Below are 23989 nucleotides of genomic sequence, written 5' to 3'. Positions count from 1 at the left end.
CGGGGACCAGTTCAGTGAAGGGACCCTTCAGCTCTTCTGGGAGAGGGGATCGTTGTGGGAAAGCTCGACGAGAGGGTTGCGGTCGTCACCGGCGCCGGAATGGGCATCGGACGGGGAATCGCGGGTGCATTCGCACGCGAGGGTGCGAACGTATTGGTGGCCGAGATCGATGCGGCCGCAGGTGAATCGACCGCGCAGTGGCTGCGGGACGAGTGGGGCGTCAAGGCCGAGTTCCAGCAGACCGACATCACCGACAAGGACCAGGTGCACGCCATGGTCGACGGCGCGGTGGACCGGTTCGGTCGACTCGACATCCTGGTCAACAACGCTTGGCGTAGTTCGGGATTCGCTCGGTTCGAGAACATGACCGACGAGCAGTTGCGCGGCGGCTTCGACATGGCCGTGATGGCCGCGTTCTGGGCGATGCAGCGCGCGCTACCCGAACTGGAGAAGCGCGGCACCGGCCGGGTGATCAACCTGGCCAGCCTCAACGGCGTGAACGCACACATGTACTCGGTGCACTACAACGCCGCCAAGGAGGCCCTGCGCACGCTCACCCGCACCGCCGCCCGCGAGTGGGCTCCGAAGCAGGTGTGCTGCAACGTGATCTGTCCCGGTGCTCAGAGTGAGGCGTATCGCCGGGTCAAGGAGGCCAATCCGCAGATGGCCGCCTCCATGGCGGAGGCGAACCCGATGGGACGGATCGGTGATCCGCTCGACGACATCGGTCCGGTCGCGGTGTTCCTCGCGAGCGACGACTCGCGGTACGTCACCGGCAACACGCTCTTCGTGGACGGCGGCGGTCACATCAACGGCGTGCAGTGGGCGCCCCAGGTGGACTGATCGTCGTCGACCCTGGGGCGCCCGACCCGTCAGTTGAACGGGGTGTCGAGGACGCTGCCGTACGAGCTGCCGAAGCTGCCCGTGGACGTGCTGCCGAGGCTGCCGCTGGAGCTACCGAGGTCCAGGCTGCCGAAGCCGAGGCTGCCGAAGCCCAGGCTGCCGAGGCTGCCGGTGGTGGGCTGGCCGCCGATGATCACGTTCGCACTGCCCACGCGGGTGATGTTGGGGGCGCCGAACTGTCCGAGCAGGGTCTGCATCCCGCCGGACGGATCGAGGGAACCGAGCGAGCCGAACGGGCTCGGCTCGGGCAGCAGCACGTCCGCGCCGGCCGTGCCCGGCGCGAAGGCGGTCAGCGCCGCCGTTCCTGCCGCCAGCACGACGGCCCCGAGTACCGCTCGCGCACGCGATCGGTTCGCCGGGGACCGTCGTGTCGTCGGGTCGTTCACCACCATGATTCGAGCTCCTTCTGTCGTTGTTGTGGACGTATAGAACACGACAAGCGGTCCATTGGTGGTGAGAACGGGCGGATTCGCCTTGATTGTTTGTTCTTCGAGGAGCTTTCGGGATCTCAGCTCTCGAGATAGATGCCGTCGTCGGTGCTCCCGAGGCTGTTGGTGGAACTGCCGGTGGAACTGCCGAGGCTGCCGGTGAAATGGGCGGTGGAACTGCCGAGGCTGCCGGTGGAACTGCCGGTGGCGCTGCCGAGGATGCCCGCGGAACTGCCGAGGCTGCCGGCGGAACTGCCGAGGCTGCCGGTCGCGCCGTCCGGATGTACGGAACTGCCGAGGCTGCCGGTGGAACTGCCGGTGGAACCGAGACTTCCGGCGGAGCCGAGCCCCAGGGAGGGGCCGATCAAGGAGAGCGCGTAGTCCGACGCGACACCGCCGGTGTTGGTGCAGATGCCCACCGTGGCGTAGAAGCCGGTGGGCACGTCGTCCACCTGATACGTGCGTTCCCGTTCGGTGAAGTCGGTCGTCGTCGACGACGGACCCCACGTGAACACGGAGGGGTCGATCTCGCTGAGCGGCGGGAACGTGCCGGCCGCGAGGGCCGGCAGCAGCGGGGTGGCCTTGTCGACGTTGACGAGTGCGGCGGTGCACGTCGTCGACTGGTCGGTGTTCAGGTCGGTGAGCGTGATGGTGACGTCGTTGCCGTCCACCGCGGTGGTGAACATCGGTGGCTCGGGAGCGGCGACGGCGTCTGCGAGCGGATCGGCTCCGGCGATCGCCGGAGCGGCCGCCACCATGGCCGCCGCCGTTGCGGCCGCAGCCACCGTCATCCGTGCGTACCGGCCCCGCGCCGGCCCCTGTGACGGCGTCGATGTGTGCGGATCGTGCTGTGTCATGGACGATTCCCTCCCTGTGTAGATGCGCATACATGAGACACCACGACCGGTGCTTCGCCTGTACGAAACGCCAGAATTGCCCCCGACTGGTCTCTTCGTCCGATGCGTCGGGGCCGTGCCGTGAGCGCGGTCTGTCCGAAAGATCCAATCGGCCGCGCGCAATCGACGCTTAGCCTGGGCGCATGAACCCTCAGTTGAACGCAATCGGTTTGGTGACCACGGACCTCGAGGCGTCTCTGCGCTTCTACCGCCTCCTCGGTCTCGACATCCCCGCCGACGCCGAGACGCAGCCGCACGTCGAGGTGGTTGCCGGGGGCGTCCGCCTGATGTGGGACACGGTCGAGGTGGTCGAGTCGTTCGGCGGACCGTACACCCCGCCCACCGGCGACTCCCGCGTCTCGCTTGCGTTCGAATGCGACAGCCCGGCTCGGGTGGACGAGGTGTGGGTGCTGCTCGCGAACGCCGGACACGGGGAGGTCGAGCCGTTCGACGCCCCGTGGGGTCAGCGCTACGCCACGGTGAAGGATCCCGACGGCAACGGGGTGGACTTGTTCGCGCCGCTGCCCGGCTGACGAAGACCGCCGAACGGTCGTCCGGTGATGCGACGGGACTCGCGGATGAGGTGCGCCTGGTCGACGTAGCCGCACTCGGCGGCCACGACGGCGGACGGGGTTCCGCGCCGCGCCAGGTCCCGCGCCCGCTGCAGCCGGAGGATCCCGGACAGGGTCTTCGGCCCGTAGCCGAAGCTGCGCGTCCCGAGTCGGTGCAGCGCCCGCGCCGACAACCCGACGGCGTCCGCGACGTCGGCGACCGACCTGCCGGCGGCGAGCAGGCGGGCGGTCCCGGTCACGACCGGGTTCGGCGCTCCCACCTCCGCCAGCCGCGCCCGGGCGAACGCCTCGAATACGTCCGCGGCATCGCGCGGGTCCAGCCCGACAAACCGTGCGGCGGAGCGGCGACCGATCACGTCGGCCAGCGGAACCCGCCGATCACGCAGGTGTGCGGCGGGCACGCCGAGCAGGTGGGGAAGCACTCCGGGCGGGAGACGCAGTCCGATGCTCGGCACGGCCGACGCGGTCACCGCGAACGGCTGCGTGTCCGGTCCGGCGACCACTACCTCGCCGTCCCGCCACACCAGGTCCATGCAGCCGTCGGGCAGCACCTCACCGTCGGTCGTGCGGACGGTGTGCCAGGCGGTGGCCCCGGGGACCACCGGTGACGGGTGCTCGCGGTACACGGCCCCAGTACAGCACGGTGCGGTGACAGGCTCAGCTCAGTCGGAGTAGGTGGCCGCCCGCGCGGAGACCTTTCCGGTCTTGTCCGCGTGGAAGAGGGCGTCGTTGTAGTGGCTGCCGGCCGGCACCCAGTCGAATGTCTTCTGCTCCGAGAACTTGTAGTAGAGCACGCGTCGGCCGGCGTCGGGGCCGGTGGGCGGCGGCGTGCTGTGCATGAGGTCGCCGAAGTGCAGCGTCACATCGCCCGGTTCGGTCTCGATCCGCACCACCGGCAGGTCTCCCTCCTCGCCCCACGCGAGCCAGTGCTTGGCGTACCGGTGCGAGCCCGCGAGCACCATGAGCTGCCCGTTGGCCGGGGTGGCGTGATCGAGTTGGATGCCGACCTGGACGAGCGGGCAGAGGACGGGGTGCCCGCCGATGCCGTCGTCGGTATGCCAGCCCAGGTCGCCGTCGCCCTTGACGACGTCGGAGGACTTGATGAAGACCATCGGGCCGTCGAGGCGATCGTCGCAGACCCGATAGTGGGCGTCGGTGAGCCTGGCCAGTTCGGTCATCCTCGGCTCGAAACACTGCTGACGGAGAATCTCGGAGTGGCGGCCCAGATAGTTGATCCGCGTGACCACTTCGTCGCCCGCGGCATTGAGCGACCACCACGAGAACGGGTCGCCGGGCATCGTCGCGGCCCGCGCCACTTCCACCTCGGCGCCCAGCCGGGCGATGTCGGCGGCGCCGTACACGCCCGTGACGTGCAGGAACCCGGCGGTGTCGAGGAAGTGCCGCATCTCGTCGCGATCCCCGTCACCGGGAAAGCTGCGGTGCAGATCCAGCGGCGTGCCGTCGCGGTCGACGAGCCTGTCCCGGACCGCATTCGAATAGATCTCCCGGCCCGTGAGCAGCGCGCGCGTCGCGGGCTCCCAGCGCTTCCAGTCCTGCACCGTCCCGCGCACCATTCGGGCTCGCTCGGTGCGGACACACCCACTCGCGGTGAGCAATTCGTTCACATATGCCGAGAACGTGTCCTCGTCGAGTTCGACCAGGGTGGCGGCGTCCGCATCGCCCTCGACCGCCGTGACACCGTCGCTGGACGCGATCCAGGTGAACGCCGGCCCGCCGGGAAGACGGAACGCGATCGCCGGCACCCCGGTCAGGTCCTCGACGACCAGGTTTCGGCGGTCTGCATTGTGGACCGGCAGATCGTGGGTGTGGAACGTGACGAACGAATGCCGGGGGAACGAAGCGGCGATCGCCTCGACCCACGGAAGCCTGGTGCCCTGTTTGCTACGCATACGCCCTCCCGCCGGGAACCCCGCAACGTCTCCCCTGTCGTTCCATCGAACGATAGGGGAGACGTGTCCTCCGTCAAGGAGATTCCGGCGGGGAAGAGCGCAGGCCCGGTGCGAGAGGCCTGCGAGAGGTCTGCGAGACGCCTCAGCCCAGTCGGGCGCGCACCGCGTCGAGCGGATCGGAGCCGTCGCGTCGGCCGCGGGGCCCGTCGCCCTCCGGCAGGGTGAGCCGGCCGGCGTCGGAGCGGGTCCATTCGCGGACCGCCCAGCGTTCGGCGATGGCCCACTTGCCGTCGCGTCGTTCCATGAGGTCCACGTAGCGGCAGCCGCTCGTGAAGTTGACCATGCCGATACCCTCGCCGCCACCCCAGTGCGCCGCCGTCGAGTAGGCCTCGCTCACCGCGAAGTCGCCGTGCAGTTCCACCAGATGATTGCCGATGTGGTGCATCGTTCCGCCGATCGCGCGGAGCTTGGGTTCGACCCACGTGACGAAATCGTCCACGCTGCCGTCGAATCCGGTGTGATGGTCGACCGCGTCGGGATGGTAGGCGTCACGGACCAGGTCGAAGTCGAGTCGGTCGATGCCGCGGCAGTAGCGCATCACCACCTCGTAGATGGCCTGCTTGTCGAGCAGGTCGGCAAGTGCCCGGTCTGTCGTGGTCACGGTCGTACCTCCAGGGTGTCGTCGACGTCGGACTTCAGTCCTACCGCCCACTCGATGAGCTGCGGAACCTCTTCTCCCGCTGTGCAGAAGGTGGCAGGCCGGAACACCGCTACGGTGGCGCCGGCGGCGTGCCAGGCCAGCGTCTGGTCGGCGGTGGCGGCATAGTCGACGGTGCCGTCGTCGCGGCGTTCGGGTGACACCGACACCTGCACGACGGGGGAGAGGGGATCGCGGCCGTGCGCCTCGAATACGTCCCGCAGGAGCGTGACGTTGTCCGAGAACGTCTGCATGTCGGCGGGATTGACGGTCCACCCGTCGGCAACCCGGGCGATGCGCTCGAAATTGCGCCGGCTGGGCCCGAACCCGAAGATCACCGGCACCCGTCGCTGGACCGGGAACGGCAGCGAATGGAAGTTCGCGAACGAGTACTCGCGGCCCTCGAAGTTGGCCGGCGCCTCGGTCCACAGCGCGCGGCACGCGCGGACGGTGTCCTCGAGGCGGCCGAACCGGGCGTCGAACGGCATGTTGGTGGCCGTGTATTCGGCCTCCTGCCAGCCGACGCCCATGCCGATCGCGGCCCGACCGTCGGACATCCGGTCGAGCGTGGCGATCTGCTTCGCGAGCAGCACCGGAGGGCGCACGGTCGCGATGAGGACCGACACGTTGAGCAGCGCCCGCTCGGTCACGGCCGCCACCGAGGACAGCAGCGAAATCGGTTCGTACCAGTCGTGTTCCAGTGGGAACGGGAAGTTGTGGGTGCGTACACGTTCCGCGTGCGCGGCCGCGTCGAAGCCGATGTGATCCCCGGTGGAGATCATGTCGACTCCCGCACGGTCCGCCGCCGCGGCCATGTCGAGCACCGGGCGGATCCGTCCGGCGTAGAGGTTCTCGGCTCCGAGAATGTTGAGACCGACCTGCATGGTGCTCCTGTTCTGCGGCTACGCGTTCGGCAGCTCGCTTGTCGTCGTGTACTCGTCGACCACGAACTGAAGGGTCTTGGACATGTCGAGGAACAAGTTCGCGTCCTGTGCCACGGGTCCACCGATCGCGGGATCGGCGTGCGCGGCGAGCATGGCGTCGTACCCCGCCCGGTCCTCGAACCACATCTCGGTGATGACGTCGAAGACCGGATCGGCCACGCCGGGTGCCCGCACGCTGTCGGTGAGATCGACGAAGTTGCGGCGGTAGGCCGTCATCGTGGGGAACGAGCGCAGGATCAACGGCGCGTGGACGGTTTCGTAGTGCTCGATGAACTGCTCACGGGTGAGTTCGGGCTTGCGGGCGAGCAGGGCTACAGCTTTGAACACGTGCACTTCCTCATCAAAGATCAACTGTGGAATTCGAAGGCTCTCACAGCGTTCGCTGCGCATGTTCGCTCAGGGTTCCCACCAGGTCGATGCAGGTCAGTCGCTGCGTGAACACCCACTCGCCGTCGAGCACGGCGAAGGCGTCGAAGTAGCGACCCGACAGGATCGGCTGCAGGGGAAGGCTTTCGGTGGCCTGCAGCACCGTGAAGTACGACAGCGACGTTGCACTGCGACAATCCTCCGCGACCTCGACCCGCAGGTTGGTGACCACGTGCTTGGTCCGCGGACGCGGCGGCGTGCCGTGCATCCGGATGAAGCCGCGGCACGCGGCCAGCACGCCGCTCGGGTCGGAGTCCCGCACCGGCCCGAGCGGCGTCCCGTTCCCGTCGCACTGCCCGTACACCGCGTGGGCGAAGAGATCCGCGACCTCCTCCAGACGCGCCTCGTCGATGAGGTGCGTGTATCGGTGGACCAGGTCGCGGATCGCCTCGACGGCGCCCAGGCGTTCAACCGTCCAGGCGGTCATCAGACGTGGATCTCGCGGCGGACCATCTTGCCGGTGGCGTTGCGCGGCAACAGGTCCGTGGTGATGCGCCACTTCGTCGGCACCTTGAAGTACGACAGCCGCTCGGCCGCGAACTCGCGCAGTTCCTCCTCGGTGACCGTCGCGCCGGGCGTGACCACGACGACCGCCGACACCTCCTGGCCGAGGTCGGGGTGCGGGGAGCCGACAACGGCGCACTCCTGCACCGCCGGGTGCTCGTCGAGGGTCTGCTCGATCTCGGTCGGGTAGACGTTCTCGCCGCCGCGCAGGATCAGGTCCGAGCGGCGTCCGGTCAGCCGCAGGCGGCCGTCCTCGACGACGCCGTAGTCGCCGGTGCGCAGCCAGCGGTCCGCGGTGATCGCCGCCGCGGTCGCGTCGGGGTCGTTCCAGTATCCGAGCATGACGAACGGGCTGCGCACACACACCTCGCCCTCCATGCCGTCCGGCAGCCACTCGCCGAACGGGTCGCGGATCTCCATGCTCACCGTGAGGATCGGCCGGCCCAGCGTGCCCGGGTACTCCTCGAGTTCCGCGGAGCTGGCCACCGCGATCGCGGTGCTGCACTCGGTGAGCCCGTAGCTGTCGACGAGCGCATTGCGAGCGAACGGAACCTGTTCGCGCAGACGTTCTTTGAACGCGATCGACGACGGCGCCGACGCGAGCGAGAACGCCGTCAACGACGACAGGTCGTACTTGTCGAGGTTGCCGTGCTCGAGCAGGCGCGAGGCCATCGTCGGGACCGCACCCCAGTTGGTGACCCGTTCGCGCTCGATGAGCCCGAGGATCCGGTCGACGTCGAACGAGCCCTGGTTCATGACCAGTGCGCCGCCCATCGCGAGGCGCGGCACCGCCAGATTGTGCAGGCTCGCGATGTGGAACAGCGGGGAGGTGAGCAGGTCGCGCATGTGGGTCGGCACGTTCGGATCGAACTGCTTGCCCGTGAATGCCGCCACGATCGCGCCGTTGTAGCGGTGGTAGTCGACGACGGCGAGCAGGTTGCGGTGCGAGTGCAGCGCACCCTTGGGGCGACCGCTGGTTCCGGACGTGAAGAGGATGACGGACGGATCGTCCTCGTCCACCTCGACGACGGGGCGCTCCGCGCCGGCGAACTCGGCGAACAGTCGGGGCAGGTCCTCCTCCATGGTCAGCACCGTGATGCCGGTGGTGTCGACGTCAGCGAGGGCGGCCGCGCGCTTGGCGTCGGCGATCAGCACCTTGGGCGTGCTGTGCTGCAGGCCGTACTCGATCTCGCGGGGGACCCACCAGCCGTTGAGCCCGACGGTGATGGCGCCGAGCGCCTGCGTGGCCCAGAACGCGGTGACCCACTCGGGGGTGTTGGCGGCGAGGATCGCGACACGGTCGCCCTTCGCCACGCCGTACTGCTCCTGCAGGGCGGCGGCCAGTGCGTAGGCGTCGGCGGCGTGCTGGGTGTAGGACACCCGGCGGTCCTGGGTCACGAGGTAGTCGCGGTCGCCCCACTTGACGGACTCGGCCAGCAGATCGCCCACGGCCTTGTTTCGATTCTTCATGACCGGCATCCGGGTACCGAGGACCGTTTCCTCGACGATCTCGAACGGCCCGCCGGGGCCCGTGAGGCGGGACATGACCTGATCCAGGTGCAGTTGCGGATCTGCGGGGGCAGTCATGAGTGACCTTTCTTCGGCGTCACAGTGTCGTTCTCGTCACCATTTGCGATCGAACGCCCAGGTCCCGGACCCGGGGTGTGGAATGTGACGGGCTTCTCACGGCAATTTCTCACGTCCGGAAGCTTCAGCGGTGGGAGTTACCACTCAGCGAGACTAACGGTGATCTGCACGACAGCGCAGGGCTACTTTTCGCGAGAGAACGCTGCCCGAGGAGTGGGACCCGCCGCGCTGCACAACAGGGTGGTCGGTTTCGGAGAATCGACCTCGGTACCGGCCACCACGCCGGAACTTCGGGTAGCCCCTTGGACCGCGCCCACCGGCGCCTCGACAGGAGAGAATGAGTTGGAACGCAGCACGATTGCCGAGATGCTGCTCGATCGCGTCGGCGACGAGCACCTCGGTCTCCGTACCCGCGAGCAGGACTGGACGTGGGACGAGGTGGTTCGCGAGAGTGCCGCGTGCGGCTCGCTGGCGCAGTCCCTTCGGGTGGACGGTCCGTTCCACATCGGTGTCCTGCTCGAGAACGTGCCGGAGTTCCTCTTCTGGCTCGGCGGCGCGGCGCTCGCCGGCGCGACGATCGTCGGCATCAACCCGACCCGTGGTGCGACCGAGCTCGAGGCCGAGATCCGTTACGTCGACTGCCAGCTGATCGTCACCGACGTGGTCGGCATGGAGAAGCTGAAGGGCCTCGACCTGGGGCTGGACGAGGACCGCTTCGTCCTCGTCGACGCGCCGGACTACCGCGCCCGGATCGATGCGCACCGGGTGGAGCCGGTGCTCGCCGAGGGCATCGACGAGTTCAGCCTGTACCTGCTGCTCTTCACGTCGGGCACCACCGGAATGTCCAAGGGCGTCAAGTGCAGCCAGGGCCGCCTGTCGCGGCTGGCGTACGCCAACACCGCGAAGTACGGCCACAAGCGCGACGACGTCGACTACTGCCCCATGCCGCTGTTCCACGGCAACGCGCTCATGGCGCTGTGGGCGCCGGCGCTCGCGAACGGTGCGACGGTCTGCCTGCCGGAGGCCCGCAAGTTCTCCGCATCCGGCTTCCTGCCCGACGTGAAGTTCTTCGGCGCGACGTTCTTCACGTACGTCGGCAAGGCGTTGGCCTACCTGATGGCGACGCCGGAGCGGCCCGACGACAAGGACAACAGGCTCGAGCGCGGCTTCGGCACCGAGGCCTCGCCCGAGGACAAGGTCGAGTTCGTGCGCCGCTTCGGGGCCGAGCTGTTCGAGGGCTACGGATCGTCGGAGGGGGCAGGCTCGGTCAAGCTCGATCCCGCGGCCCCCGAGGCCGCCCTCGGCCGTCCCGCGCACGCCGGCATCGCCATCGTGAATCCCGAGACCCGTGAGGAGTGCGTCCGCGCGATCCTCGACGAGCACGGCCGGGTGCTGAACCCGGACGAGGCCATCGGCGAGATGATCAACAAGGAGGGGGCGCGCGCGTTCGAGGGCTACTACAAGAACGATGCCGCCGACGCCGACCGCATCAAGCACGGCTGGTACTGGACCGGCGACCTCGGCTACATCGACGAGGCGGGCTTCATCTACTTCGCCGGGCGCAAGGGCGACTGGATCCGCGTCGACGGTGAGAACACCTCCGCGCTGGTGATCGAGCGCGTGCTGCGCCGTCACCCCGAGGTCATCGCGACGGGCGTGTACGCGATCCCGGACTCGCGGTCGGGCGATCAGGTGATGGCGGCGATCGAGGTCGAGTCGCTCGACGCGTTCGACGCCGACGAGTTCGCCGAGTACCTTGCGGCCCAGGCCGATCTCGGCACCAAGGCGACGCCGCGGTTCGTGCGCGTCTCCACCGACCTGCCGATCACCGGCTCGAACAAGGTCCTCAAACGCGAGCTGCAGGCCGAGCTGTGGCGCACCGACGAGCCGGTGTACCGCTGGGAGGGGCGCGGCGAGCCGGTCTACAAGCGGATGACCGACGACGACAAGGCCGCCCTCGAGGCCGAGTTCGTGTCGTTCGGCCGCCAGCGTTTCCTGGGGGCGTGAGATGACCTCCCGCAAAGTCGCCCTCGTTACGGGCGCGAGCCGTGGAATCGGTCGCGAGACCGCTCTGGCGTTCGCACGCAAGGGTTTCGATGTCGCTATCACCGCGCGCACCGTCCGTGAAGGGGAAGGCGCCGTCACGCCGCGCACCCGCGCCGAGGGCGAGGCGCTCATCGCGGTGCCCGGCAGCCTCGAGACGACCGCCGCGGAGATCGAGTCGTGCGGCGTCCGCGCGCTGCCGATCCGGATGGATCTGCTCGACCGGGATTCGGTCGTCGGCGCCGCCGACGAGGTCCTGCGGGAGTGGGGCCGTATCGATGTCCTCGTCAACAACGCCTACGCGCAGACGGCCGGTCACATGGAGCGCATCCTCGACCTCCGACTCGACGACGCCGAGGTGATGGTGCGGGGCAACTACCTCCACCAGTTGGCGCTGATTCAGCGGGTACTGCCGTCGATGGTCGAGAGCGGCGGCGGTGTCGTCGTCAATCTCGTCTCCGGGTCGGCGACCACCGATCCGCCGGCCGCGCCCGGGGAGGGCGGCTGGGGCGTGGCGTACGCCGCGTCCAAGGCGGCGTTCGGTCGCCTCGCCGGTGCCGTCAACGCCGAGTACCGCGGCCGCGGCATCCGCGCCTTCAACCTCAGCCCCGGCTTCGTCGTCACGGAGTCCGGCAGGGCGCGCGGGGGAACCGACAAGATCGAGGACGCCGGGTTCGATTCGGTGCCCGCGACGGTGCCGGCCGCCGCCGCGGTCTGGCTCGCGACCGCACCCGACGCCGAGCGGTTCCTCGGCCGGGTGGTGTGGGCGCCGAAGCTGGTCGACGACATGGCTGGTCCGTCCGCGAGCTGACGCGGCGACGGCGCGAAAGTGCCGGCGCGCACGCCCGTCGTGGTCGTGGACGCGAGGAAATGCTTGCCCCGGACGCCGCGGGCTGGTCTGATCGGAATCGCGCACGGGTGATTCCCGGTGGGCGAGACGTGCGCCCCGGTGATCCGGTGCGCTGGCTAGCCTCCGGTCCAACGAAGGCAGACGGTCGCGCGGGTGCCCCGCCCGCGGCGGCTGCCTGCTTTGGCTATGACGTCGTTGACAGTCGTTTGTTCTTAGGGAGAGTAACGATGGATTTGAGGGAATCCCCCGAACAGCTCGCGCTCCGCAAGGAGCTGCGTGCGTACTTCGCGGCGCTGTTGCCGGAGGAGAAGCGCCGGAAGGCCGGCGAGGAGGGCGTGGGCGGCCAGTACTTCCGCGAGGTCGTCAAGCTGCTCGGCCAGGACGGCTGGCTGGGCATCGGTTGGCCCACGGAGTACGGCGGACAGGGAAGGTCCATCGAGGAGCAGTTCGTCTTTTTCGACGAGGTGCAGCGCGCGGGTCTCCCGTTCCCGTTCGTCACCGTCAATACCGTCGGCCCGACGCTGATGAAGTACGGCACCGAGGAGCAGAAGGAACGCTTCCTGCCGGGCATCCTCGCGGGCGACATCGTCTTCGCGATCGGCTACACCGAGCCCGAGGCCGGCACCGACCTCGCGTCGCTCAAGACCCGTGCGGTCCTGGACGGCGAGGACTTCGTGGTCGACGGCAACAAGATCTTCACGTCGGGCGCCAACACCGCCGACTATGTGTGGCTCGCGTGCCGCACCGATCCGGAAGCCCCCAAGCACAAGGGCATCTCGATCCTCGTGGTCCCCACCGACGATCCGGGCTTCTCGTGGTCGCCGATCCCGACGGTCGGTGGCCTCATGGTCACCTCGACGTACTACAGCGGCATCCGCGTCCCGCAGAAGGACGTCATCGGTGAGATCAACGGTGGCTGGCAGCTGATTGCCGCGCAGCTCAACCACGAGCGCATCGGCCTGGCCGCGATCGGTGGCCGCACCTACGGTCTGTGGCATCAGGTCCTGGACTGGGCCAAGGAGAACGGTGCCATCGAGATTCCTTGGGTGCAGCAGGAGTTCGCGCGTACGCACGCGAAGCTCGAGGCGATGCGCCTGCTGAACTGGAAGATGACGGCGGCCGTCGCGGCGGACACGCTCTCCGGCGCGGACGCCGGTGCCACCAAGGCGTACGGCACCGAGACCCACATCGACGTCTACCGCACGCTGCTCGGCATCCTCGGCGCCGCCGGCCGTATCCGCCCCGAATCGCCGGGTGCACTGCTGGCCGGTCAGATCGAGCAGATCTCCCGCCAGGGCATGGTCAACACGTTCGGCGGCGGCGTCAACGAGGTCCTGCGCGACATGGTCGGCACGATGGGCCTGGGCCTCGCGCGTGAGAAGAGGGTCAAGTGAGCGAATTCCTCACCAAGCTCAAGGCATTCGAGGGTCAGGTCCTGACGCCCACGACGTGGGGTCCGGACGAGGTCAACACCCCGATGATCCGGCACTGGGTCGAGACGATGGGCGACACCAGCCCGATCTACCTCGACGACGAGGCAGCCCGGGCCGCCGGTCGGGACGGCGCCGTCGCGCCCGCGCTCATGGCGCAGGTGTGGACCATGCGCACCTTCAACGACAAGATGGCGAACAACGATCCGTCGCAGGTGTGGACCGATCTGATCGCCACGCTCGATGACGCGGGCTTCACGTCCGTCGTCGCGACCGACTCGGACTTCGAGTTCTTCGCGGAACTGCGTCCCGGCGACCGGGTTTCGCTCACCGAGGTGATCGAGGACATCTCCGAAGAGAAGACGACGGGCCTCGGCGTCGGCCACTTCGTCACGACGCTCAAGACGTACCGCCGCGGCGGTGCCGCGAATGCACACAGCGGCGGTGCCGCGAATGCACACAGCGGCGGTGCCGCGAATGCACGCAGTGGAGACGACGAGGTCGTCGCGACCCAGCGGTGGCGCACGCTGCGCTTCAAGCCGAAGGGCAGCGAGAAGGCCGCCGAGAAGCCGGCGGAGAAGGCAGAGAAGTCTTCGGGGCCGATCCCCGGCCTGCGGCCGCGTCCGGCGCTCAACGCCGACAACGCCTTCTGGTTCGAGGCCGCCAAGGAGCACCGCCTGGTGATCCAGCGCTGCACCAACTGCGGAGTTCTGCGCCACCCCACCGGACCGATGTGCGGTGCGTGTCAGTCGCTCGACTGGGACACCGTCGACGCCTCGGGCCGCGGCACCGTCTACAGCTTCGTCGTCAACCACCACCCGCAGATCCCCGGATTCGAGTATCCGCTCATCGTGGCGACGATCGAACTCGAAGAGGGCACCCGTCTGATCGCGAACATGACCGGCGTCGCGCCGGAGGACGTCGAGATCGACATGCCGGTGGAACTGGACTGGATCGACGCCGACCCGGATCTGACGCTGCCCGCGTTCCGGCCGGCCGCACGGGAGGACTCCTGATGGACTTCAACTTCAGCGAAGAGCAAGAGGCAATTCGCACCCTCGCCGACGAGGTCTTCACCAGCAAGGCCGACATCGACCGCGTCAAGCAGGTCGAGCTGAGCGACGAGCGCATCGACCGCGACCTGTGGCGCGAACTGGCGAACACGGGATTGCTCGGCATCGCCCTGCCCGAGGACCTCGGCGGCGGCGGCATGGGCCTGTCGGAGCTGTACGTCCTGCTCGAGCAGCAGGGCCGCCACGTCGCGCCCGTGCCGATCTGGCAGTCGGCCCTCGCGGCCCTCGCGGTCGCCGAGTTCGGCACCGACGCCCAGCGCACCGCGCTGGTGCCGGGTGTCGCCGACGGCAGCAGCTTCCTGACGATCGGTCTCGAGGAGTTCGGCCCGTACGTCGCGGGTGACCCGCAGACCATCGCCACCGAGGCCGGCGGCCAGTGGACCCTGACCGGCGCCAAGGCCGTCGTCCCGATCACGCACGTCGCGGACCGCGCGATCGTCTCGGCGACCACGCCCACCGGTGCGGCACTGTTCGTCGTCGACCTCGCGGGTGCGGGTGTCTCGGTGGAGCAGACGCAGTCCACCAACTGGGAGATCTGCGGCAACGTGACGCTCGAGTCCGCTCCGGCGGAGCTGCTCGGCCCCGCCGACGGCACCACCGCGCAGTGGCTGCTGGACCGGGTGGAGCTCGCGCTCGCCGCGATCCAGCTGGGCGTCGGTTCCGGCGCCGTCCAGCAGGCCGTCACGTACCTCAACGGCCGCCACCAGTTCGGGCGCCCGCTCGCGACGTTCCAGGCCGTCAACCACCAGCTGGCCGACTGCTACATCGACCTGCAGGCGATGAGCGTGACCCTCTGGCAGGCCACCCAGAACCTCGTCGACAGCACGGATCCCGGCACCTCGGTTCTGGTCGCGAAGTGGTGGGCCACCGACGGCGGCCAGCGCATCGTTCACCGCACCACGCACCTCCACGGCGGCATGGGCGTCGACACCGACTACCCCGTGCACCGGCACCTGCTGTGGGGCAAGCAGATCGGTGCCACCCTCGGTGGCTCCGCGTCCGACCTGGCGCGCCTGGGCGCACAGCTCGCCGCCGGTGTCGAGGTGGTCGGATGACCGCCACCGCACGCGCCGTGACGGGCCGCAGCTACGACGACATCACGGTCGGCGAGGTGCTTCCCGAGCTGGCGATCCCGCTCACCCGGACGCTGATCGTGTCGACGGCGATCGCGACGCGCGACTTCCAGGACGTGCACCACGATCCCGAGTTGGCGCGCGAGCGCGGCTCGAAGGACGTGTTCATGAACATCCTCACCAGCAACGGGCTGGCGGGACGGTTCGTGACGGACTGGGCCGGACCCTTCGCGACGGTGCGCCGCGTGAAGATCCGCCTGGGCGCCCCGAACTACCCGGGCGACACCATGACGATGACGGGCGAGGTGGTCTCGAAGGAGAACGGCCTGGTCGAGGTGAAGGTCGTGGGCGCGAACAGCCTCGGCAACCACCTGTCCGGCACCGTCACCGTCGCCTACCCGGCCGCTAGCGAAGGGAAGGACGCCTGATGGCAGTCAGCCCGCTCTCGGGTGCCGCGGCGATCGTCGGTATCGGCGCCACCGAGTTCTCGAAGAAGTCCGGCCGCTCCGAGCTGCAGCTCGCGTGCGAGGCGGTCACCGCCGCCCTCGCCGACGCCGGCATCGACCCGTCCGAGGTCGACGGCCTGACCACGTTCACGATGGAGACCAACGGCGAGATCCTCGTCGCCCGCAACTGCGGGCTCGGGGAGCTCAAGTTCTTCTCCCGGATCGGCTACGGCGGCGGCGCGGCGTGCGCGTCGGTGCAGCAGGCGGCGATGGCGGTGGCGACCGGCGTCGCCGACGTCGTGGTGGTCTACCGTGCGTTCAACGAACGCTCCGGTATGCGCTTCGGTCTGGGGCAGCACGACCGCCCGATGGACTCCACCGCAGATCGTGCTGCCTACGCATGGCTGACCCCGCAGGGATTGGCGACTCCCGCCCAGTGGGTCGCGATGTTCGCTCGGCGGTACATGCACCAGTACGGTGCGACGAGTGAGGATTTCGGCCGGGTTGCTGTCGTGGCACGCAAGCACGCCGCGAACAACCCTGCCGCATGGTTCTACGGCAAGCCCATCACGCTCGATGACCACCAGAACTCCCGGTGGATCGCCGAGCCGCTGCACCTGCTCGACTGCTGCCAGGAGACCGACGGCGGCCAGGCCCTCGTCATCGTCTCGGCCGAGCGCGCCAAGGAGCTGCGTAACAAGCCCGCGATCATCAAGGGCGCCGCACAGGGCTCGGGCAAGGACCAGCACATGATGACGAGCTACTACCGCCCCGACATCACCGGCATCCCGGAGATGGGTCTGGTCGGCCGGCAGCTCTATGCGCAGGCCGGTCTGACGCCGGACGACATCAACGCCGCGATCCTCTACGACCACTTCACTCCTCTGGTGCTCCCGCAGCTCGAGGAACTCGGTTTCTGCCGTCCCGGCGAGGCCAAGGACTTCATCCGCGAGGGCAATCTGGAGATCGGTGGACGGCTGCCGAGCAACACGCACGGCGGTCAGGTCGGTGAGGCGTACCTGCACGGTGTCAACGGAATCGCGGAGGCGGTCCGGCTGGTGCGTGGGACGTCCACCAACCAGCCCGAGGGTGTCGAGAACGTGCTCGTCACGGCGGGAACCGCGGTTCCCACCAGCGGCCTGATCCTCGGCGCCGCCTGACCCGGCGGTATCCCGCACACAGAAGATCTGGAAGGACCGAAGAATGACGGCAGTCGAGCAGAAGCCGGCCGGGCTTGAGCAAACTGTGACGGCACCGCCGTCGTGGCGTGGGGTCGACCTCGGCACCCGCACGGTGACCTACGACGAGCGCGACGCGATCCTGTACGCGCTCGCCGTGGGCGCGAAGGCCACCGACCTGGACCTCGTGATGGAGGACCGGCTGCGGGTGCTGCCGACGTTCGCGCTGACGCTGGCCCAGTGGGCCCCCGACGAGCTGGGGCAGCGCGGTGCCTTCGACATGAAGACCGCGCTGCACGGTTCGCAGGAGCTGAAGGTGCTCGCACCGCTGCCCCGCAGCGGTGAGGTCACGCTGAAGGCCAGCGTCGGCGAGGTCTGGGACAAGGGCGCCGCGGCGGTGTTCGAGGTCAAGGTCGAGTGCGAGTACTTCGTCGCCACCTGGTCGCTGTTCGCCCCGGGCGCAGGCGGATTCGGTGGCGAGCGCGGCCCGTCCAAGCCGCCGGCCCCGGAGGGAGAGGCCAACGTGACGGCTCAGCTCGAGACCGCCTTCAACGTGGCCGCGCTGTACCGGCTCACGGGCGACCGCCACCACATCCACATCGATCCGGCCGCCGCCGCCGGCATCGGTCAGCCGCGTCCGATCATGCACGGCCTGTGCACGCTCGCCGCGTCGACGCTGCCCCTCGCCAAGGAACTCGGCGTGCACCCGGCGGACCTGACGGAGCTGCAGGGCCGCTTCGCCGCACCGATGTTCCCCGGTGACACCGCGGAACTGAAGGGCTGGGGCGACGCGTCGGGCCTGTCCTTCGAGCTGGTCCGCGAGGGCAAGCCGGCCATCTCCGGCGGCTACGTGGCCTTCGCTAACTAACCCCGTCCGACGACCGAATGTCACATGTTCAACTGAACGCGTGTGACATTCGGCCAAACTTCAGCTGCGGGAGCGTTCGACACAATCGCGCTCCCGCAGCTGTTTCACATCGTTCAGTCGACCTGTGTCGCCATGTAGCGGGCCGGGTACTCGCCGCCGCCGTGGACCGCCAGGTCGGCGCCGTTGACGTACGACGACAGGTCGCTGCCCAGGAACAGGCACGCCTTGGCGATGTCCGACGGGACGGCCATGCGCTCCATCGGCAGCGTGCGCGTGACCGCGGCGCCGCCGTCCTCGCCGTACACCGACGCCGCCGCCTCGGTGCGGATCAGTCCGGTGGTGATGTGGTTGACGCGCACCTTCGGCGCCCACTCGAGCGCCAGAGCCTTGGTCAGCCCGAGGAGTCCGGCCTTCGCCGCGGTGTACGCCGCGGTGCCGGGCTGCGGCTGATGGGCCGAGACGCTGCCGATGTTCACGATCGCGCCGCCGGTCTCCTGCTCGCGCATAACGAGATTGGCGGCCTGCGCCATGTAGTACGGCGCCAGCAGATTGAGCGCGACGATCTTCTCGACGAAGCGCGGCGACACCGTCGCGGCATCGGCGTCGGGGGAGCCGCCGGCGTTGTTGACCAGCACGTCGAGGCGGCCGAAGCGGGAGACGGCGTCCTCCATCAGGGCGGTCGCGTCGGCGGGTTCGCGGACGTCCACGGCACGGAAGGCGGCGCTGCGGCCGTCGACGGTCGGCAGGGTGTCGGGCTCATTGCGGGCGCACACCAGTACGTAGGCGCCCGCCTGCAGGAAGTGCTCGGCGATGGCGAAGCCGATGCCCTTGGTGCCGCCCGTGACGACCACTGCGCGACCGGAGAAGTCGATCGGGTTGGGGTAGTTCATTGCGAACTGCCTTTCTGTCGTGTCGCAGCGCCCGTACACCATGAGGATCCTTGGTGCCCAGAAGTTTTCGCCGCCAATTTCGCGATAACGCTGCGCTCAAGCAAATGCTTGGTCGAGAATAGTCGACTGGAGGTCTGTCACAACAGGTCTTCCCAGTTCACGAGACTTCGAGAGCGAGTACACATGGGCAAGCTCGACGGCAAGATCGCGCTCATCACGGGCGCCGGGCAGGGCATCGGTCGGGGCATCGCGCACGCGTTGGCGAAGGAGGGTGTCGCGATCGCCGTCTCGGGTCGCACCGAGTCCAAGCTCGTCAAGACGGTCGAACAGATCGAGGCGTACGGCGGCAAGGCGTTAGCGGTGCCGTGTGACGTCAGCAAGGGCGAGGACATCGATGCGGCGGTCGCACGCACCCTCGAGTACTTCGGTGGCGTCGACATCCTGGTGAACAATGCCAACGACTGCAAGCCCGGGCCGCTGCTGTCCGTCACCGACGAGGAGTTCGAGCGCTCGTTCGACACCGGTCCGCTCGCGACTCTGCGCTTGATGCGGGCCTGCTACCCGTCGATGAAGGAACGCGGCGGTGGTTCGATCATCAACCTCGTCACGTCGGCGGCGGTTCGGTGGGACGCGAGCAACTACGGCGCGTACGCCGCGACCAAGGAAGGGATGCGGGCCCTGACCCGCGCCGCGGCCTGCGAATGGGGTACCGACGGTATTCGCGTCAATGCGATTGCGCCCCACGCCCTGTCGCCGGCGCTCGAATGGTGGATCAACGAGTACCCCGAGGAGGCCGAGGAGTTCAAGGCGGGTATCCCGCTGCGCCGCATCGGTGATCCGGAGAGCGACATCGGGCGGGCCGTCGTCTTCCTGGTGAGCAGCGACGCCGGCTACCTCAGCGGTGCAACCATCCCGCTCGACGGCGGCCAGTCCCGCTGGGGCTGACCGCGCTCGAACAGGCGGTGCGCGCCGCCGTCGGCGACGCCGGGTCCCTCGTCGGATGGGGTGCCCGCACCATCTCGGAGGTGCGGGCACTGCTACCGCAGGTCGACATCGTCGTCGCGGACCGGCATGGCCGTGGCCCGGGTGTGCCGCGGTGAGACGCCGTTGTGGACGGTGGGCTGACCCGACCGCCGTACCGCCATCAGAGCAGGTGGACCCGCTTGTACAACACCTTCGACGGTCCGCCGACGAGGCCGACGCCGTCGAGGAAGCTCATGAGCTTCGAGCCGGACGTGCGGATCATGTCGTGGTGGTGCTTGTTTCCGCGTGCGGCGGCCAGCGCGCGGTCTCGGTCGACGCCGGCGTTGGTGTAGACGTCCGGGTGGATCATGCTCTTCATCACGAAGTACACCGTGACGGCGGTGCTGACGCGCTCGAATGCCCGTCGCGCACGGGATGCCCCGTTCAGGCGGCGGGCCACCTCCTCGCGGGCGAAGCGGATGTGCCGGGCCTCCTCGAGGACATGGATCTTGCTGACCGTCCGGGTGATCGGCTGGACCCGCTCGTCCTTCATGAAGTCGCGCTGCATCATGTCGAGGATCTCCTCGGCCGCCATCACGCTCGCGTACGCGTTGGCCCCGCGGAACAATCCTCCCCAGAGCCGACCGGCCTTGTGGATGAACGGGATCGGACCGTAGTCGGGCATCCCGAGGCGCTCGCCGGCGCGGGCGAACATCACCGAATGGCGGCATTCGTCGGCCACCTCGGTGAGCGCGAACTGAACGTGGCGGGAGTGCTTGTCGCGGCCGTAGACGTCGCGCAGCAGCATCTGCATGAGCAGGATCTCGAACCACAGACCCACGCTCGACACGCTCGCGGCCTCGTGTTTGGTGAGCTCGATCTTCTGCTCGTCGGTCATCTCGTCCCACAGCGGCGTGCCGTACAGCGTGCTCCACTCGGGGGTGAGGCCGAACTTGTCGGCGGGCAGCGGTGCCTCCCAGTCGACCTCGACCATCGGGTCGTACGACTTACGTGCCGAGGACGCCAGCAGTCGCCGCGCCGTCTCCTCGCGATCGGATACCGGCGGAGCTGTGCGAGTCGACGGAGTCGCAGTGGTCATGACGTGACTTCCCCTCGTACGGTCACGGCCCCGGTTGCGGCGAGCCATTTGTGTGTGACTGCTGGTAACTGTTAGTCGAACCATACAATGAGCATTGTCACGATGGCAATGGGTAGCGCGCTCGCGTCTGCTCTGTCATCCGCGGGCGCCACCTCGCGTCCAGGGACGGCATGACCGCGCGGGGTTCGACGGCATCGTTGTGTCGATTCACGGTGGTCGCCCACTGAACAGCGGTGATCGGAACGGGATTTCGATGCCGGTCGTTACCACCCAGTGAGACTTGCGCGGCAACGGCGCCGGATTCTTCTGTATCAAGAATCGCATTCCAGATATTCGTGCTGCTCGAGGAGGACGCAATGGGTAACCCGGTTATTGTCGACGTCGCGAGGTCGCCGATCGGTCGTCGAGGCGGCTGGCTGTCCGGCCTCCATGCCGCGGAACTGCTCGGCGCCGTCCAGTCGGGACTGCTCGAGCGGCTGAATCTCGATCCGAACCTGATCGAGCAGGTCATCGGTGGCTGCGTCACCCAGGCGGGTGAGCAGGCGTCGAACGTCAGCCGCAACGCGTGGCTGCACGCCGGCCTGCCGCAGCGGACCGGTGTGACCACCATCGACGCGCAGTGCGGCTCCGGCCAGCAGTCGGTGAATCTGATTGCGGCGCAGATCGCCGCCGGGGTCATCGACGCGGGCATGGCGTGCGGTGTCGAGGCGATGTCCCGGGTGCCTCTGCTGTCCAACATCAGCGGCGACGTCGGCAGCCCCAAGCCCGCGGACTGGACCGTGGACATCCCCGCTCAGTTCGAGGGCGCCGACCGGATCGCGCTCCGACGTGGGTTCACGCGGGAGGATCTCGACGCGTTCGGTCTCCGCTCGCAGCAGCGCGCGGCCGGCGCGTGGGCGGACAACCGGTTCGACCGGGCGATCATCCCCGTGAAGGCGCCCGGTGCGGACGGTGCGGTGCCCACCGTGGTGTCGCGCGACCAGGGCCTGCGGGAGACATCGATGGAGGCGCTCGCGCGCCTGAACCCCATCCGCGAGGGCGGCCTGCACACCGCGGGCACGTCGTCGCAGATCTCGGACGGTGCGGCCGCCGCGGTGCTCATGGACGAGACGGTGGCGCGGGGACTCGGCCTGCGCCCACGCGCACGGATCGTCGCGCAGTGCCTCATCGGTGCCGAGACCCACTTCCTGCTCGACGGCCCGGTCCAGGCCACCGAGTACCTGCTCGAGCGAACCGGGCTGTCCGTCAAGGACATCGACATCTTCGAGGTCAACGAGGCGTTCGCGGCGGTGCCGATGTCGATGGCCCGGGTGCATGGCATCGACGAGGACCGGTTGAACGTCAACGGCGGCGCGATCGCGCTCGGCCACCCAGTGGGTTCGTCGGGTGTCCGGCTGATCGGCGCGGTGATCGACGAGCTCGAGCGTCGCGACGGCGAACGTGCACTGGTCGCGGTGTGCGCGGGCGGAGCGATGGCGTCGGGAGCGATCGTCGAACGCATCTGATGCCCGCGCCCCTCGGCGGTGTCCGATCATCCTCACGAAAGACATAGAGATGCCCGATCTTTCCCGTGTGCAGGACCCGCGCGCGGAAGCGGTTGCGCGACTGACGGCACCGGGTGCCGCGTTCGAGATCGTCGAGGAACCGGTGCGCGGTGCGCCGATGCAGGTGTTCCGCAACCGGTACCGGTCGCTCCACCGGATTCTGGTCGAATCGGTCCGGTACGGCGACGCCGAGTACCTGGTGTGCGACGACCTGCGGCTGAGCTTCGCCGAGCACTTCGACCGCGTCGCATCGCTGAGCCACGAGATGCGCACCCGATACGGCATCGGCAAGGGCGACCGGGTCGCGATCCTCTCCGCCAACAACGCCGAGTGGATCATGACGTTCTGGGCGGCCACGGCGCTCGGTGCCGTCACGGTCGGCATGAACTCGCTGTGGTCGGCGCGCGAGATCGAGTACGGCGTGGCGCTTTCCGAGCCGAACCTGATCGTGGCGGACGCGCCGCGCCGGGATCTGCTCGGCGCGGTGGCCGTGCCGGTCCTGTCCGTCGAGCACGACATCCCGACGCTGTCCACGGCCCACCCGGGCGCGGAGTTGCCCGACCCCGACGTGGCCGAGGAGGATCCCGCGGTCATCCTCTTCACCAGTGGCACCACCGGCCGACCCAAGGGCGCCACGCACTCGCAGCGGAACATGGTCGCCGCGGTGGACTTCCACCGGTTCAACGATGCCGTGGCGACCGAACTGGGCCGGGCGCCGAGTGGTCGGCGATTCCTGTTGGCGACGCCTCTCTTCCACATCGCTGCCCTGCACAATCTCGCCGTTCCACGCCTCGCGTTCGGTGACACCGCGGTCATCGTCACCGGCCGATTCGACATCGGCCGGGTGCTGCGGCTGATCGAACGCGAGCGCGTCACGAACTGGGGCGCCGTCCCCACCATGGTGAGCCGGCTCGTCGAACACGGGGACCTCTCGGGTTACGACCTGTCGTCGCTGCAGACGATCTCGGTCAGCTCGGCACCGTCGTCGGCCGCGCTCAAGGAGCGGCTACGCACGACGCTGCCGGTGGCCGGCCGGTCCCTCGGCACCACCTACGGACTCACCGAATCATCCTCGGCGGCAACCATTGCCACCGCGGCGGACCTGATCGAGCGTCCGGACACGGTCGGAACGGCAGTGCCGACCATGAGTGTCGAGATCCGGGACGAGCACGGCAATCGCGTGCCCGACGGTGTCGAGGGCGAGATCTGCGTCCGTGGCCCACTGGTGATGCTCGGGTACTGGAACAACGCCGAAGCGACCGCGGCGGCGATCGACGACTCGGGCTGGCTGCGGACCGGTGATCTGGGCACCATGGAGGACGACTACCTGCGGATCAGCAGTCGCCGTTCCGATCTCATACTCCGTGGCGGGGAGAACGTCTATCCCGTCGAGGTGGAGAACGTCCTGACCGAACACCCCGCGGTGCGCGAGTGCATAGTGCTCGGCGTCGAGCACGCGGACCTCGGCGAAGAGGTGTGCGCCGTCGTCGTGGTCGCGGAGGGCGAGGAGCTCACCGCCGAGGACCTGCGGGCGTTCGCGACCGAACGCATCGCGCGGTACAAGGTGCCGACCAGATGGGCGTTCCGGACTGGGGAACTGCCGCGCAACGCGACCGGCAAGGTGAAGCGGCTGGACGTCCTGGCCTCCCTGTAAGGGGGCGGGAA

General features: G+C 68.6%; 25 protein-coding genes. 14 read left to right on the top strand and 11 right to left on the bottom strand.

What is annotated here, in order from left to right; translation table 11 throughout:
• Nucleotides 1–54 precede the first annotated feature (54 nt).
• Nucleotides 55–843: an SDR family NAD(P)-dependent oxidoreductase gene (locus tag ABTV10_RS23305; RefSeq protein WP_499030911.1), complete on the top strand. Its 789-nt coding sequence runs from the start codon at nucleotides 55–57 to the stop codon at nucleotides 841–843.
• Between the two features lie 29 nt (nucleotides 844–872).
• Here the strand turns inward: ABTV10_RS23305 and ABTV10_RS23300 are convergent, their stop codons facing one another.
• On the bottom strand, nucleotides 873–1295 hold the full coding sequence (locus tag ABTV10_RS23300) for a hypothetical protein (protein WP_499030909.1): 423 nt from the start codon (nucleotides 1293–1295) through the stop codon (nucleotides 873–875).
• A 116-nt stretch (nucleotides 1296–1411) separates the two neighbouring features.
• Nucleotides 1412–2188, bottom strand: coding sequence for a hypothetical protein (locus ABTV10_RS23295; protein ID WP_499030907.1), 777 nt, complete (start codon nucleotides 2186–2188; stop codon nucleotides 1412–1414).
• A 182-nt stretch (nucleotides 2189–2370) separates the two neighbouring features.
• On the opposite strand from ABTV10_RS23295, the gene ABTV10_RS23290 reads away from it, so the two are divergent.
• A complete protein-coding gene (locus ABTV10_RS23290; RefSeq protein WP_499030905.1) occupies nucleotides 2371–2760 on the top strand; it encodes a VOC family protein in 390 nt (129 codons plus the stop codon).
• On the opposite strand, the gene ABTV10_RS23285 is transcribed toward ABTV10_RS23290, so the two are convergent.
• The 7 genes from ABTV10_RS23285 to casG (ABTV10_RS23255) all read right to left on the bottom strand — a co-directional run bounded on the left by ABTV10_RS23285 (nucleotide 2697) and on the right by casG (ABTV10_RS23255) (nucleotide 8867).
• Nucleotides 2697–3425, bottom strand: coding sequence for a helix-turn-helix domain-containing protein (locus ABTV10_RS23285; protein ID WP_499030902.1), 729 nt, complete (start codon nucleotides 3423–3425; stop codon nucleotides 2697–2699). The two genes, ABTV10_RS23290 and ABTV10_RS23285, sit on opposite strands and share 64 nt — an antisense overlap.
• 36 nt (nucleotides 3426–3461) lie before the next feature.
• Nucleotides 3462–4709 (bottom strand): phytanoyl-CoA dioxygenase family protein, encoded by a 1248-nt coding sequence (locus ABTV10_RS23280; protein ID WP_499030900.1) that lies wholly within the window; start codon nucleotides 4707–4709, stop codon nucleotides 3462–3464.
• A 142-nt stretch (nucleotides 4710–4851) separates the two neighbouring features.
• Nucleotides 4852–5370 carry a nuclear transport factor 2 family protein gene (locus tag ABTV10_RS23275; protein WP_499030897.1) on the bottom strand — a complete coding sequence of 173 codons (519 nt, stop codon included), beginning with the start codon at nucleotides 5368–5370 and terminating at the stop codon, nucleotides 4852–4854.
• Nucleotides 5367–6290 (bottom strand): TIGR03619 family F420-dependent LLM class oxidoreductase, encoded by a 924-nt coding sequence (locus tag ABTV10_RS23270; RefSeq protein WP_499030895.1) that lies wholly within the window; start codon nucleotides 6288–6290, stop codon nucleotides 5367–5369. Before ABTV10_RS23270 ends, ABTV10_RS23275 begins: the two co-directional genes overlap by 4 nt.
• An 18-nt stretch (nucleotides 6291–6308) precedes the next feature.
• Nucleotides 6309–6677: an EthD domain-containing protein gene (locus ABTV10_RS23265; RefSeq protein WP_499030893.1), complete on the bottom strand. Its 369-nt coding sequence runs from the start codon at nucleotides 6675–6677 to the stop codon at nucleotides 6309–6311.
• A 43-nt stretch (nucleotides 6678–6720) separates the two neighbouring features.
• The gene (locus ABTV10_RS23260; protein ID WP_499030890.1) at nucleotides 6721–7203 is read right to left on the bottom strand and encodes a nuclear transport factor 2 family protein; all 483 of its coding nucleotides are present in this window, start codon (nucleotides 7201–7203) and stop codon (nucleotides 6721–6723) included.
• Nucleotides 7203–8867, bottom strand: coding sequence for a steroid-24-oyl-CoA synthetase (gene casG / locus ABTV10_RS23255; RefSeq protein ID WP_499030888.1), 1665 nt, complete (start codon nucleotides 8865–8867; stop codon nucleotides 7203–7205). The genes ABTV10_RS23260 and casG (ABTV10_RS23255) overlap by 1 nt, the downstream gene beginning before the upstream one ends.
• A 342-nt stretch (nucleotides 8868–9209) precedes the next feature.
• Here casG (ABTV10_RS23255) and casI point away from each other — a divergent pair, with 342 nt between their 5' ends.
• From casI to ABTV10_RS23215, 8 genes are all read left to right on the top strand, one after another.
• Nucleotides 9210–10874, top strand: coding sequence for a steroid-22-oyl-CoA synthetase (gene casI / locus ABTV10_RS23250; protein WP_499030885.1), 1665 nt, complete (start codon nucleotides 9210–9212; stop codon nucleotides 10872–10874).
• Between the two features lies 1 nt (nucleotide 10875).
• The gene (locus ABTV10_RS23245; protein ID WP_499030883.1) at nucleotides 10876–11721 is read left to right on the top strand and encodes an SDR family oxidoreductase; all 846 of its coding nucleotides are present in this window, start codon (nucleotides 10876–10878) and stop codon (nucleotides 11719–11721) included.
• 266 nt (nucleotides 11722–11987) lie between these two features.
• A complete protein-coding gene (locus tag ABTV10_RS23240) occupies nucleotides 11988–13154 on the top strand; it encodes an acyl-CoA dehydrogenase family protein (protein ID WP_499030880.1) in 1167 nt (388 codons plus the stop codon).
• Nucleotides 13151–14206 carry a bifunctional MaoC family dehydratase N-terminal/OB-fold nucleic acid binding domain-containing protein gene (locus tag ABTV10_RS23235; RefSeq protein WP_499030878.1) on the top strand — a complete coding sequence of 352 codons (1056 nt, stop codon included), beginning with the start codon at nucleotides 13151–13153 and terminating at the stop codon, nucleotides 14204–14206. The genes ABTV10_RS23240 and ABTV10_RS23235 overlap by 4 nt, the downstream gene beginning before the upstream one ends.
• Nucleotides 14206–15318 carry an acyl-CoA dehydrogenase family protein gene (locus ABTV10_RS23230; protein WP_499030875.1) on the top strand — a complete coding sequence of 371 codons (1113 nt, stop codon included), beginning with the start codon at nucleotides 14206–14208 and terminating at the stop codon, nucleotides 15316–15318. Before ABTV10_RS23235 ends, ABTV10_RS23230 begins: the two co-directional genes overlap by 1 nt.
• On the top strand, nucleotides 15315–15764 hold the full coding sequence (locus tag ABTV10_RS23225) for a MaoC family dehydratase (protein WP_499030872.1): 450 nt from the start codon (nucleotides 15315–15317) through the stop codon (nucleotides 15762–15764). Before ABTV10_RS23230 ends, ABTV10_RS23225 begins: the two co-directional genes overlap by 4 nt.
• Nucleotides 15764–16942 carry a lipid-transfer protein gene (locus ABTV10_RS23220; protein ID WP_499030870.1) on the top strand — a complete coding sequence of 393 codons (1179 nt, stop codon included), beginning with the start codon at nucleotides 15764–15766 and terminating at the stop codon, nucleotides 16940–16942. The genes ABTV10_RS23225 and ABTV10_RS23220 overlap by 1 nt, the downstream gene beginning before the upstream one ends.
• A gap of 43 nt (nucleotides 16943–16985) precedes the next feature.
• Nucleotides 16986–17828, top strand: coding sequence for a MaoC/PaaZ C-terminal domain-containing protein (locus ABTV10_RS23215; RefSeq protein ID WP_499030868.1), 843 nt, complete (start codon nucleotides 16986–16988; stop codon nucleotides 17826–17828).
• 113 nt (nucleotides 17829–17941) lie between these two features.
• Here ABTV10_RS23215 and ABTV10_RS23210 read toward each other — a convergent pair whose 3' ends face one another.
• On the bottom strand, nucleotides 17942–18718 hold the full coding sequence (locus ABTV10_RS23210; RefSeq protein WP_499030865.1) for an SDR family oxidoreductase: 777 nt from the start codon (nucleotides 18716–18718) through the stop codon (nucleotides 17942–17944).
• Between the two features lie 183 nt (nucleotides 18719–18901).
• Between ABTV10_RS23210 and ABTV10_RS23205 the strand changes: the two genes are divergently transcribed.
• Nucleotides 18902–19663, top strand: a complete 762-nt coding sequence (locus ABTV10_RS23205; protein ID WP_499030862.1) for an SDR family NAD(P)-dependent oxidoreductase — start codon at nucleotides 18902–18904, stop codon at nucleotides 19661–19663.
• Between the two features lie 17 nt (nucleotides 19664–19680).
• Nucleotides 19681–19818, top strand: a complete 138-nt coding sequence (locus ABTV10_RS23200) for a hypothetical protein (protein WP_499030859.1) — start codon at nucleotides 19681–19683, stop codon at nucleotides 19816–19818.
• A 44-nt stretch (nucleotides 19819–19862) separates the two neighbouring features.
• Here the strand turns inward: ABTV10_RS23200 and ABTV10_RS23195 are convergent, their stop codons facing one another.
• Nucleotides 19863–20780, bottom strand: a complete 918-nt coding sequence (locus ABTV10_RS23195) for an AurF N-oxygenase family protein (RefSeq protein WP_499030856.1) — start codon at nucleotides 20778–20780, stop codon at nucleotides 19863–19865.
• Between the two features lie 356 nt (nucleotides 20781–21136).
• Here ABTV10_RS23195 and ABTV10_RS23190 point away from each other — a divergent pair, with 356 nt between their 5' ends.
• Together ABTV10_RS23190 and casG (ABTV10_RS23185) are read left to right on the top strand one after the other, a co-directional pair.
• The gene (locus ABTV10_RS23190) at nucleotides 21137–22285 is read left to right on the top strand and encodes a steroid 3-ketoacyl-CoA thiolase (protein WP_499030854.1); all 1149 of its coding nucleotides are present in this window, start codon (nucleotides 21137–21139) and stop codon (nucleotides 22283–22285) included.
• A 49-nt stretch (nucleotides 22286–22334) separates the two neighbouring features.
• Nucleotides 22335–23978, top strand: coding sequence for a steroid-24-oyl-CoA synthetase (gene casG, locus ABTV10_RS23185; protein ID WP_499030852.1), 1644 nt, complete (start codon nucleotides 22335–22337; stop codon nucleotides 23976–23978).
• Nucleotides 23979–23989 lie beyond the last annotated feature (11 nt).

The organism is Paraburkholderia sp. RHO2, assembly GCF_050955445.1.
In the GTDB taxonomy this organism is placed as follows: domain Bacteria; phylum Actinomycetota; class Actinomycetes; order Mycobacteriales; family Mycobacteriaceae; genus Prescottella; species Prescottella agglutinans_A.
The sequence above is the reverse complement of the archived record's forward strand: the minus strand, read 5'-3'. Positions and strand labels throughout refer to the sequence as shown.

What these genes read in the sequence shown, in the direction of transcription:
- ABTV10_RS23300 (WP_499030909.1), bottom strand. Translation starts at nt 1,295, where the DNA reads ATGGTGGTGAACGACCCGACGACACGACGGTCCCCGGCGAACCGATCG.
- ABTV10_RS23295 (WP_499030907.1), bottom strand. Translation starts at nt 2,188, where the DNA reads ATGACACAGCACGATCCGCACACATCGACGCCGTCACAGGGGCCGGCG.
- ABTV10_RS23290 (WP_499030905.1), top strand. Translation starts at nt 2,371, where the DNA reads ATGAACCCTCAGTTGAACGCAATCGGTTTGGTGACCACGGACCTCGAG.
- ABTV10_RS23280 (WP_499030900.1), bottom strand. Translation starts at nt 4,709, where the DNA reads ATGCGTAGCAAACAGGGCACCAGGCTTCCGTGGGTCGAGGCGATCGCC.
- ABTV10_RS23270 (WP_499030895.1), bottom strand. Translation starts at nt 6,290, where the DNA reads ATGCAGGTCGGTCTCAACATTCTCGGAGCCGAGAACCTCTACGCCGGA.
- ABTV10_RS23260 (WP_499030890.1), bottom strand. Translation starts at nt 7,203, where the DNA reads ATGACCGCCTGGACGGTTGAACGCCTGGGCGCCGTCGAGGCGATCCGC.
- casG (WP_499030888.1), bottom strand. Translation starts at nt 8,867, where the DNA reads ATGACTGCCCCCGCAGATCCGCAACTGCACCTGGATCAGGTCATGTCC.
- ABTV10_RS23245 (WP_499030883.1), top strand. Translation starts at nt 10,876, where the DNA reads ATGACCTCCCGCAAAGTCGCCCTCGTTACGGGCGCGAGCCGTGGAATC.
- ABTV10_RS23240 (WP_499030880.1), top strand. Translation starts at nt 11,988, where the DNA reads ATGGATTTGAGGGAATCCCCCGAACAGCTCGCGCTCCGCAAGGAGCTG.
- ABTV10_RS23230 (WP_499030875.1), top strand. Translation starts at nt 14,206, where the DNA reads ATGGACTTCAACTTCAGCGAAGAGCAAGAGGCAATTCGCACCCTCGCC.
- ABTV10_RS23225 (WP_499030872.1), top strand. Translation starts at nt 15,315, where the DNA reads ATGACCGCCACCGCACGCGCCGTGACGGGCCGCAGCTACGACGACATC.
- ABTV10_RS23220 (WP_499030870.1), top strand. Translation starts at nt 15,764, where the DNA reads ATGGCAGTCAGCCCGCTCTCGGGTGCCGCGGCGATCGTCGGTATCGGC.
- ABTV10_RS23215 (WP_499030868.1), top strand. Translation starts at nt 16,986, where the DNA reads ATGACGGCAGTCGAGCAGAAGCCGGCCGGGCTTGAGCAAACTGTGACG.
- ABTV10_RS23210 (WP_499030865.1), bottom strand. Translation starts at nt 18,718, where the DNA reads ATGAACTACCCCAACCCGATCGACTTCTCCGGTCGCGCAGTGGTCGTC.
- ABTV10_RS23205 (WP_499030862.1), top strand. Translation starts at nt 18,902, where the DNA reads ATGGGCAAGCTCGACGGCAAGATCGCGCTCATCACGGGCGCCGGGCAG.
- ABTV10_RS23195 (WP_499030856.1), bottom strand. Translation starts at nt 20,780, where the DNA reads ATGACCACTGCGACTCCGTCGACTCGCACAGCTCCGCCGGTATCCGAT.
- ABTV10_RS23190 (WP_499030854.1), top strand. Translation starts at nt 21,137, where the DNA reads ATGGGTAACCCGGTTATTGTCGACGTCGCGAGGTCGCCGATCGGTCGT.
- casG (WP_499030852.1), top strand. Translation starts at nt 22,335, where the DNA reads ATGCCCGATCTTTCCCGTGTGCAGGACCCGCGCGCGGAAGCGGTTGCG.